At 49.2% G+C, this 9,024-nt stretch carries 8 protein-coding genes; 4 read left to right on the top strand and 4 right to left on the bottom strand.

What is annotated here, in order from left to right:
* Positions 1 to 8: 8 nt before the first annotated feature.
* Complete coding sequence (locus AC55FS_RS08115) at positions 9 to 1,460, bottom strand: DUF6160 family protein (protein WP_496935573.1); 1,452 nt, start codon at positions 1,458 to 1,460, stop codon at positions 9 to 11.
* A gap of 1 nt (position 1,461) precedes the next feature.
* A complete protein-coding gene (locus AC55FS_RS08110) occupies positions 1,462 to 2,586 on the bottom strand; it encodes a DUF6160 family protein (RefSeq protein ID WP_496935572.1) in 1,125 nt (374 codons plus the stop codon).
* Positions 2,587 to 2,997: 411 nt separating this feature from the next.
* On the opposite strand from AC55FS_RS08110, the gene AC55FS_RS08105 reads away from it, so the two are divergent.
* Complete coding sequence (locus AC55FS_RS08105) at positions 2,998 to 4,071, top strand: hypothetical protein (RefSeq protein ID WP_496935571.1); 1,074 nt, start codon at positions 2,998 to 3,000, stop codon at positions 4,069 to 4,071.
* A 22-nt stretch (positions 4,072 to 4,093) separates the two neighbouring features.
* Here AC55FS_RS08105 and AC55FS_RS08100 read toward each other — a convergent pair whose 3' ends face one another.
* On the bottom strand, positions 4,094 to 5,143 hold the full coding sequence (locus tag AC55FS_RS08100; RefSeq protein ID WP_496935570.1) for a DUF2333 family protein: 1,050 nt from the start codon (positions 5,141 to 5,143) through the stop codon (positions 4,094 to 4,096).
* 139 nt (positions 5,144 to 5,282) lie between these two features.
* On the opposite strand from AC55FS_RS08100, the gene AC55FS_RS08095 reads away from it, so the two are divergent.
* From AC55FS_RS08095 to AC55FS_RS08085, 3 genes are all read left to right on the top strand, one after another.
* The gene (locus AC55FS_RS08095) at positions 5,283 to 6,701 is read left to right on the top strand and encodes a sigma-54 interaction domain-containing protein (protein WP_496935569.1); all 1,419 of its coding nucleotides are present in this window, start codon (positions 5,283 to 5,285) and stop codon (positions 6,699 to 6,701) included.
* A gap of 415 nt (positions 6,702 to 7,116) precedes the next feature.
* Positions 7,117 to 7,518, top strand: a complete 402-nt coding sequence (locus AC55FS_RS08090; RefSeq protein ID WP_496935568.1) for a GFA family protein — start codon at positions 7,117 to 7,119, stop codon at positions 7,516 to 7,518.
* Positions 7,519 to 7,682: 164 nt separating this feature from the next.
* Entirely contained in the window at positions 7,683 to 8,105 is a 423-nt protein-coding gene (locus tag AC55FS_RS08085) for a GNAT family N-acetyltransferase (protein WP_496935567.1), read from the top strand.
* A gap of 259 nt (positions 8,106 to 8,364) precedes the next feature.
* On the opposite strand, the gene AC55FS_RS08080 is transcribed toward AC55FS_RS08085, so the two are convergent.
* A complete protein-coding gene (locus AC55FS_RS08080; protein WP_496935566.1) occupies positions 8,365 to 8,589 on the bottom strand; it encodes a hypothetical protein in 225 nt (74 codons plus the stop codon).
* Between the last annotated feature and the right edge of the window lie 435 nt (positions 8,590 to 9,024).

The raw sequence follows: 9,024 nt of genomic DNA, 5'->3' as shown, positions 1-9,024 counted from the left end.
CCTTTGTTCTACTGTAGTGGCTGCACCCGCAGATAACTGCCGGGTTGCATAGTGAAGTTATTTAATACAACCCGACCGGTCTGGCCCTGATAGGTTTGTCCCGTACCCAGGCGAATAGCATTCACGCTGGCATCCATACTGGCGTCGACCACACCAATATGTAGTCCCTTTTCGGTTTGATCTAATGTCTGCGACAACGACACATTATTGAGCACCACCTCAGCCGTAAAGGCAGGTGCATCGGCATTAAAAGGATCGTCAATAGGTGAATCTTTAATGGTTAAATCAAAGCTGGTGGTACCAGCCAGGGTGGTATCAATACGCAGGCCTTGGTTGCCTTGGCCCGCCAGCGTATAGAGGACCATGTCCAGACTGCCGGTGTTAAAATTCATGTTTTCAACGCCGTAAGCCCCCATGCTGACAGATTCGTTACTGCCATCACCATCACTTAACGTCAGCCCACCAATGACCACATCGACATCGGTGACCTGATCAATCATGCCTTCTAGTCCAGTGGCGTAACCATTGTCCACCACCTGCAACTGATAGGCGATATCACCATTGGTGTTGATAGCGGCATTGCGAAAATTAATGCGTTGATCGCCAGTACGATAAAAAGCAGTGCCGACCGTGATATTACTCGCCAACTCCCCTCGAATGCCCTCACCTTGATCATTGGCACGAAAACTGACGTAGCCGCTAACGACGTCAATATCGCCATAACCAATATCGCCAAAGTCACTACTACCAAACAAATTGTTACCATTGTTATCGCGCAATGTGATGTTATTCATCTCAAAGCTGCCCTGGGTTTCACCAAACTCCAGCTTCAAGCCATCATTATCACCACTTAAAAATAATTCACTGACAAACTGAGCATTGCCGGTGGCTGGCTTAAATACAACATCGGTTCCCAAGGTGACGCCATCTTCGGTTAATGCAAAGCCAAGGCCACTACCATCCTCCATTGCTAGGCGATAGCGTAGCCGAGCACCATCAGATTCATTTAATAAAGCCGTTTCTATGTAGCTATTGCCAGCAAAGTTCCAGTCATTAATTTGCAAGGCACCAAATACAGTTCTATGGCCAATATTAATATTTCCCATTTGCAAGGTTAAGAAATCCATTCCATGGGTTCGAATAACTAAATCGCCATCCGCATTAACATCGAGGGTGGTCACAAAGTTGTCGCCGACCCGACCGCCATTGCCGTCAGACTGAGTTGCTCGAACCACAACGTCGTTAATGGCGATAAACTCATCCCGGCCATCATTTGCGCGATCCTCTTCGGTATAACGTATTTCCGAAGCCGTGATTACAGTGCCATCGGCTTGATCAATCGTGGTTTCGATGGTCAGCCCAGCTTGGCCAGTCACCGTCGACAGCGAATCTTCAGAAAGCGGCTGCAACGCCAGCGCAGGCAACCAGAAAAAAATGCCACTCACAGCCCAATTACGCATATCAGTGGCCCTCTATTTGTAGATACGAGTTGTTCGACAACTGCACCTGGGCGTCTAGGGTTCCCAGGCCAACAGCGCTTGCATTGAGCTGGTCGCTGCGCTCCAAACGCATATTTTCAACACTGAGGTTGCCGCTAATACCGCTGTCTGCCCGACTACTGTCAAAGTCCAACACCAGGCCACGCTCACCATCGACATTTAGCCGCATGCCACTCACATCCAAATGACTGAGCAATGACACATCGGCTGAAAATTCATGGGTTTGCTCATTGGGATAATCGGCACCTACGGCGCCGGCTATATATACCCACTGAAACGAGGTATTGGCGGGAAGGCGACTGTCGATTTCAATGCCGATATCAGCGGCATTTTTGGCATTTTTAATTAGCCAGTAACCACCCGTAGGAATTGAAATATTGCGAAAGGCGACGGAATTAAGTACATCATCACCAAGGCGAGCATTATAAATATTAAAGTTACCCGCAGAGGTGGTGGGCACACCAATGCGCAGGCCATCATCTTCCAAATCAAACGTCATGCCCTGTAATATCAAACCACCTGCAGCTGGATTTCTAGCATTGCTAAAACTAAAGGTATTGGTTAAACGTGCCCCGTCATCTTCGTAATAGGCGTCATAGCTCATCGAAGCCGGTATCGCTACATCCAGAGTAAAACCACTGCCCTGCTCACCACCGGCAAACATATGAGTGACCAGCGCATCACCGCTACCAATAACAAAACTACCCTGACCGACGGCACCCAGCGACTGACCATTAATGGCCAATGAGCCTATTTCTAGCTCTAGCGGTAAATCGCGATTGGTAAATACCACGGCTTTTTTGCCGCCCACATCTTTGACTTCAATATCGATCTGCAGTGGGCGATTATTGGCGGTGTACAGCCGGACCGGCGACATCGACAGCACACCAACAGTGCCATCATCACCCACACCGTCATCATCGATGTAACTGACGTTATCAATTCGGGCATCGTATTCACTGGTCAGCCGCAACCCTTGCGCTTGACCTGTCACCGCCGCGAGCTGCTGATCGGCCATTGGCTGCAAAGCCACCGCTGGCGTCACCAGGCTGATGCCCAGCAGACTACTCAGTAGACGTGGGGGCATGGTGAAATCCCTAGTTATTCTTGTTATTTTTGCTGATACGCCCAGGCAACATATCAGAAGCCGTACACTAGTGCTACTTTCTACCGGCGTACTGACGTAAGGCAATCCGAGCCAGTGTCATAAGCACACCCAAACACCGGGCTATAAGGCCCATGAAACATGAGGTTCTTGATTTTTGTTAATTCGTTCTGTAATAACAAATCATTATTACAGTATGTTACAAAATAAAGGCATAGTGAGCTTAACAGCAAGGCAGCCTGAGCAGTAAATACCTACGGGCTGGCACGTAAACTGCCATGATGGAGCTTGACAACTGGACGGCAACGGAACGGAAACCGGGCTGCAAGAGAGCAGACATCGGCTGCATAAATACAACGCCGGATGAATAACAATAATGAGGGAGCACAGCCTGTGGCCTTAACATCGATTTTTCGTATCAGCTTGATACTCGCCCTAGCCAACCTTTATGCCTGCGGTGGCCAGTCAGGAGGCAGCCAATCAAGCCAACAACCCGATGCAACAGACACTCCCTCAACACCGGACCAGCCACAGCCAGACCAGCCCGATAGCCCTGAGCCACAGCCCGACAGCGATACCACAGAGCCAGACTCCAACAGCGCGCTATGTACCCTGCCAGACATAGCCGAACCGGCAAATAAACAATTGCTCGCTCAGGCTGACGACAGCAATAGTTATAAGCTTGATGGTTTTTTGCAAAGGCAAGATTTAAATCAGGATTTAACCGGCACCTGGCTGGCGATTCATCAAGTTGAGCAGCATACAGATTTGGGCTTGCGTGGCCGCGAGGTGGTGCAAGTATGGCAAAGCAATGTATTTCAAATTCGCAATCAGCAAGACCAGTATCAGATCGCGTCCTGTGATTTAAGCGGTGGCTGGCAGGACTTTTCTGAGCATGAGAGCACAGTGCAATTGCCATTATTCGCCAGCGCAGGTTACCACCCTAGCTTTACCATCGAAGGCCCAACCATGATCAACGGCCAAATAATGGATAATATTAGTGCAGACGATGGCCATCAGGGGCGGCCTGTCAGTTTTCACCGGCAGCATACTCAAGCCATTAAAGTGGCTGCACTGACCGATGATTTAGGACACATTGATCATCAGATTAATCAGCTGTCACTGAATCAGCCCATTCAGTGTTTTACCCGCAGACTTGAGCGCAAGTTTGAACAAGGCTGCGAGCAAGATGCCAAGCTGATATATGACAGCACCACGTTAGTGGCGACTGGCGAACAAGGCAGCAGTGCGCTGGCCGTCAGCGCACAACAGGAAAAATATTTACTGATTAGCTCATTGCAACGCGGCAATGAGCAGCGCGATGGACTCACAGCCAGTCAGCCGGAGTTGGTGGGCGAACAAGTGGAACCAGTGCAAACTGCCATCAGCACCCAGTTTACTGGCACAAACATCAATCAAGGGCAAAGCACAGTGTCTTTTACCCTCAATATTGATGCCGTGCCCTAAGTCCTGTTAACACCGAGTGCCATTAGCCTTGCGACAACAGTTCACGCAGATCCAATATCGCGGCATTGGCACGGGAAATATACGACGCCATCACCAAAGAATGATTAGCAAACAAACCAAATCCACTGCCGTTCAACACCATAGGTGACCATAAAGGCTCCTGGGCGGCTTCCAGCTCGCGGATGATCTGACGCAGGCTTACCAGGGCATTTTTCTTTTCCAGCACATCATGAAAATCGACTTCGATGGCGCGCAAAATATGCGCCAGCGCCCAGGCCGTTCCACGCGCTTCGTAAAAGACATTGTCAATTTCCAGCCAGGGAGTTTTCACTTCTTGCTCGTCGGGTGTTGGGGTCGATTGAGACGCTGCAGGGTCACCGGCCAAATCGGTATTGAGCTGACGCTTGCCAATCGAGGCACTAAGACGCTGCGACAAACTACCCAAACGGGTTTCTACGTCAAACAACCACTGGCGAAGATTATCGGCACGCGCGTAAAACTGCGCATCGCCGGCATCGTCATCGGCCAAACGCTCCAGGTAACGCTCTAAAGCATCCAAACCCCGCCCGTACTCAGCCTCAGAAGATGGTATTGCCCAACTACGTGCATCAAAGTGCAACTGCGGCTCTGCTATCGCCAGATCCTTATCTTCCGTAGATTGGCTTTGTGAACGGCTAAAGTCTTTTCGCAACGCACGGGAGAAATCACGCACCTGTACTAATACACCGTATTCCCAGCGAGGAATATTATCCAGCCACAAACCCGGGGGAAATAGATCATTATTCAAATATCCACCCGGCTTATGCAATAGAGTATCGGTAATTTCCATCAGCGTCGCCGTAGTGGTAAAGCCAACCACAGGCTTAACACCTAAAGCATCGGCCTTGCTTTGCGCAACACCTTTCACCGAGAAAGCGTCGGGTTCCTGGCTCCAGTAAATGCCAATGAACACTGATCCCAACAAATAAATACCCACCAGCGCCAATAGACCGCCACGTAAAAAGCCCCGGTCGGCCCACCAATCTGCCAACCGTTCCTTGTTGTCGGCCCAACGCTCACTTAATTTGCTCATAACTACACTGTCTCCAACGAATGCCGTTGTCTGCTATCGGTATGACGCCAAGCCTACTGGTACAGCGCATGGTCGACAAGTGCTATAACCCAATCACAGCACTGGTATACTGGCATATTTACGCCAGCAAGCCGTCGCTATGAGTCTTTCACACCAACAGCTCACCCACCGCTATCAGCGCATACTCGAATCCATGTCAGAAGGCGTTTATGGCTTAGATGCCAATGGCCATGCCACCTTCGTCAACCCAGCAGCAGAGCGATTAACGGGCTGGCTACAGCAGGAAATTGAAGGCAAAACCATCCATCAGTTTCACCACCATAGCCACGCGGATGGTAGCCATTACCCCCATACCGAGTGTCCGATTTACCAAACTCTCATCACAGGACAAAGCGCTCACTGCGATAACGAAGTCTTTTGGCGCAAAGATGGCAGCTGCTTTGCCGTTGAATATTCCAGCACAGCCATTATCGAAAACGAGCAAATAACCGGTGCTGTGGTAGTGTTTAAAGACATCACTGAACGGCTGGAGCAACAGCGTTCATTGCAGGCGGCACTAAAGCAGGTACAGCAACTCAAACAGCACTTGCAACATGAAAACCACTATTTGCAACAAGAACTGCAGCAGCAAAAGAATGCCAGCGAATTATTAGGCCAAAGCGAGCCTATGCAACAGCTAAATGAAGCCATTCAGCAAGTGGCTCCCACACCCAGTTGCGTGCTGATTTCTGGCGAAAGCGGCACCGGTAAAGAACTGGTGGCTGAAGCGGTGCACAAATTAAGCCCCAGGCAAGAACGCACTCTGGTAAAAGTGAACTGTGGCGCCCTCAGTGACACCTTACTAGAAAGTGAGTTATTCGGTCACGAGCGTGGCGCCTTTACTGGTGCCCATCAACGCCGTACTGGCCGCTTTGAGCAAGCCAATGGCGGCACCTTGTTTTTAGATGAGGTCGGAGAGCTATCCCCTGCCGCCCAGGTCAAACTACTAAGAGCATTGCAAAACGGAGAAATACAGCGGCTTGGCAGTGAGCACACCATCACCGTCGACGTACGCGTAATTGCCGCCACCCATAGAGACCTGGCCGCCATGGTACGCGAGGGCCAGTTTCGCGCCGATTTGTATTTCAGGCTCAATGTATTTCCATTAACGGTTGCACCGCTTAGGCAGCGCCGCAGTGATATTCCACTGCTGGTACAGCACTACCTCAAACATCTGGCGCGCAAACTCAATAAACCCGTACCTATTTTGGAACCATCGCAACTGCAGCAATTAATGCACTACCACTGGCCAGGCAATGTACGGGAGCTTGTTAATGTGTTGGAGCACGCACTGATTTTGGGACAACACGAGTTACGACTACCGACCCTAACTAGCGAATTTCATCCGCACAGCAAAGAAAAAACACCCAGCTCTATGGCGGATGCTGAACGTCAACATATTCTGGCAACACTTGAATATTGCCAAGGCGTGATTGGCGGTAAAAAAGGAGCTGCCATGCTACTCGAATTGCCAGAGTCGACTTTGCGCTCGCGAATGAAAAAACTGGGCATTCGATAGGGAACTGCTGGCTTGCTGCATTTATTTCTTCATTAGTGTGCAATACGCCGACGCCAAGTAGAACCGTGTTTAAAATATTCCAAAGCCTTCGTCCTCACGCCAGGACGGAGCTTTCTGCTTTGCGTTGCACATGATTATCAATAGACCAGTAGTCCGGGGAAAACCAAACAACCTGCTCACTGCTTCAGAAAGCAGCAGGTTTTTGATATCGAAAGAACTGACACTGAATCAGCCGACCAACTAACACTCTCAATTCACCATATTTTCTTTCTAATAGGCCAAACATTATCACCACAGGGCTAGCAGGATCTACAATCAGCATCCTTACTGCTGAGCCACTTCCGTTATATGCTCACTTCCACGCAGGGTTTCATCAGGCACCCTCTGTTCAACATGACGACTAGGATAAGTTTTTATGACTCACCATTCTGGATCATGCCTATGTGGCGCGGTCAGCTTTGAAGTACAGGGTAATTTCGACAGTTTTTATCTATGTCATTGCCAGCATTGCCAAAAAGACACAGGTTCAGCTCATGCAGCTAACCTCTTTTCACAAACGGCAAAACTGGCCTGGCTCTCTGGAGCCGACAAGGTGACATCTTTTGCGCTCGCGGACACTTCTCACAACAAGAGTTTTTGCAAAGTATGTGGCTCAGCATTACCCAATACTCAGATCGAAGGCCTACTCGTCGTACCGGCTGGTTGCTTGGACAGCGAAGTTCCTTTATCACCAACGGCTCATATTTTCTTATCCAGCCAAGCCAGCTGGGAGCACGCGCTAAAAGATGCACCTCGACTCGAGCAACTCCCAGAATAGAAGTTATCGAGCCAATACAATAAGTACGATTGAACTCCAAATGCGCGGCTGTATTATTGTCGCTGCGTTTTCCTTTACTGGCACAGATACCCGCACCAGCAAACAACGTCAAACCAGGTGTCTTCATCTGATACCCTGGCCCGCACTTCAGACCAAGTTACGTTATGAAAATTGAGAAAATACAAGTACTTCCAGAGGACATCCACAATCTGGTTAATGAAAGCCAAGCCGATGGCTTTCGTTTTTTAAAACGCCTAGTGGATGATTTCAGTAACGGTACAAATCGATTTGATGGCATTGGAGAGGTTCTGTTGGCAGCGAGAGAGCATGGCCACCTCATTGCCATTGGAGGTATCAATAACATCGACGGCGTTGCACGATTAAGACGATTCTATGTCAGTAAGGCATACCGAAGAACAGGCACTGGCCGCCTCTTGCTCAACGAGCTTGAGCAGCACGCCAAAGATGTGTTTTCAGAGCTCGTATTGTTTACGGACACAGCCAGCGCCAGCCGCTTTTACCAAGCTTGTGGCTACATGTGCGTTAATGAAGCTGGCATCAGCCATCGCAAACGAATCACAACATAGGGCGCTCAAGGGAGCCTATTACCTTATCATGTCATCACAATGAGGTAATAACAGCTAAAACTGCAAAGGCCCGAACAAGCTGTAGGAGCTGCACAACTACCTTAAAATGCTGCTGACAGAGAACACCACCAAGGCCTTCGATCGCGCTGCTCAGTTGCGTTATTCGTTGCTTATTTAATGAGTTAAACGGCGCATCTAATGCCTCACTCAATAAAAAATGGATTCCAGCAGAAAAGAGCTAAATGGCACTAGCAGTGCCCTAATTAGCATCGTCTCCTTGTACAGGCCTGCCCAAACGCGCGGCATCCAAGGTGGATACCAGCCAAATCACAATTAACACCCAGATGGCCGTATTGGCAGCACTGCCATCTACCATAGCCATCGCTTGCTGTACCAGCTCGGTTACTTTGCCCGTATCCAGTGGTAAATCTTCTATGGTTAACTGAGCAAAGACTTGCTTACTCACCGTGATAACCGTCGTCATAATAAAATACAGACAAGCCGCCGCCAGCCCAAAGAAAATTGATCCCTGCACGTACTTTTTTAAATAAAAATGTCCCATCCCGGGAAACACCAATGCAGAATAAAGAGCAGCCTTTATCGATTTTGACATGCTATCGATCAACCTCGTTCAATATTTAATAAACAGCCATAGACCAACAACAATCTACCCATACCAGCATCTCCCTCAGATGCCGATCCGCCACTTTAGTTCACCCGCCCAAGATCGAAGAAAAATAAGCCTCAGTGCGACTAACAAGCCATAACAGTGGCCATTTAAGCTCTAGATTGCTAAGCCGATTTACCGTTCTCAAAAACTGGTACCACAGAACTCGAGTCCTCTGTATTCCTCAAAGGCGCAGGCAATGGGCCTCCATAACGTCTTTGCCGATGTTGAAAGGGCTAGTCATTTCCTGCC

This window comes from Bacterioplanes sp. CLAM21, assembly GCF_059641015.1.
This window is presented reverse-complemented; position numbering and strand designations above follow the sequence as displayed.

Coding starts and splice junctions, on each gene's coding strand:
- AC55FS_RS08115 (WP_496935573.1), bottom strand. CDS start 1,460: ATGCGTAATTGGGCTGTGAGTGGCATTTTTTTCTGGTTGCCTGCGCTG.
- AC55FS_RS08110 (WP_496935572.1), bottom strand. CDS start 2,586: ATGCCCCCACGTCTACTGAGTAGTCTGCTGGGCATCAGCCTGGTGACG.
- AC55FS_RS08100 (WP_496935570.1), bottom strand. CDS start 5,143: ATGAGCAAATTAAGTGAGCGTTGGGCCGACAACAAGGAACGGTTGGCA.
- AC55FS_RS08095 (WP_496935569.1), top strand. CDS start 5,283: ATGAGTCTTTCACACCAACAGCTCACCCACCGCTATCAGCGCATACTC.
- AC55FS_RS08090 (WP_496935568.1), top strand. CDS start 7,117: ATGACTCACCATTCTGGATCATGCCTATGTGGCGCGGTCAGCTTTGAA.
- AC55FS_RS08085 (WP_496935567.1), top strand. CDS start 7,683: ATGAAAATTGAGAAAATACAAGTACTTCCAGAGGACATCCACAATCTG.
- AC55FS_RS08080 (WP_496935566.1), bottom strand. CDS start 8,589: ATGACGACGGTTATCACGGTGAGTAAGCAAGTCTTTGCTCAGTTAACC.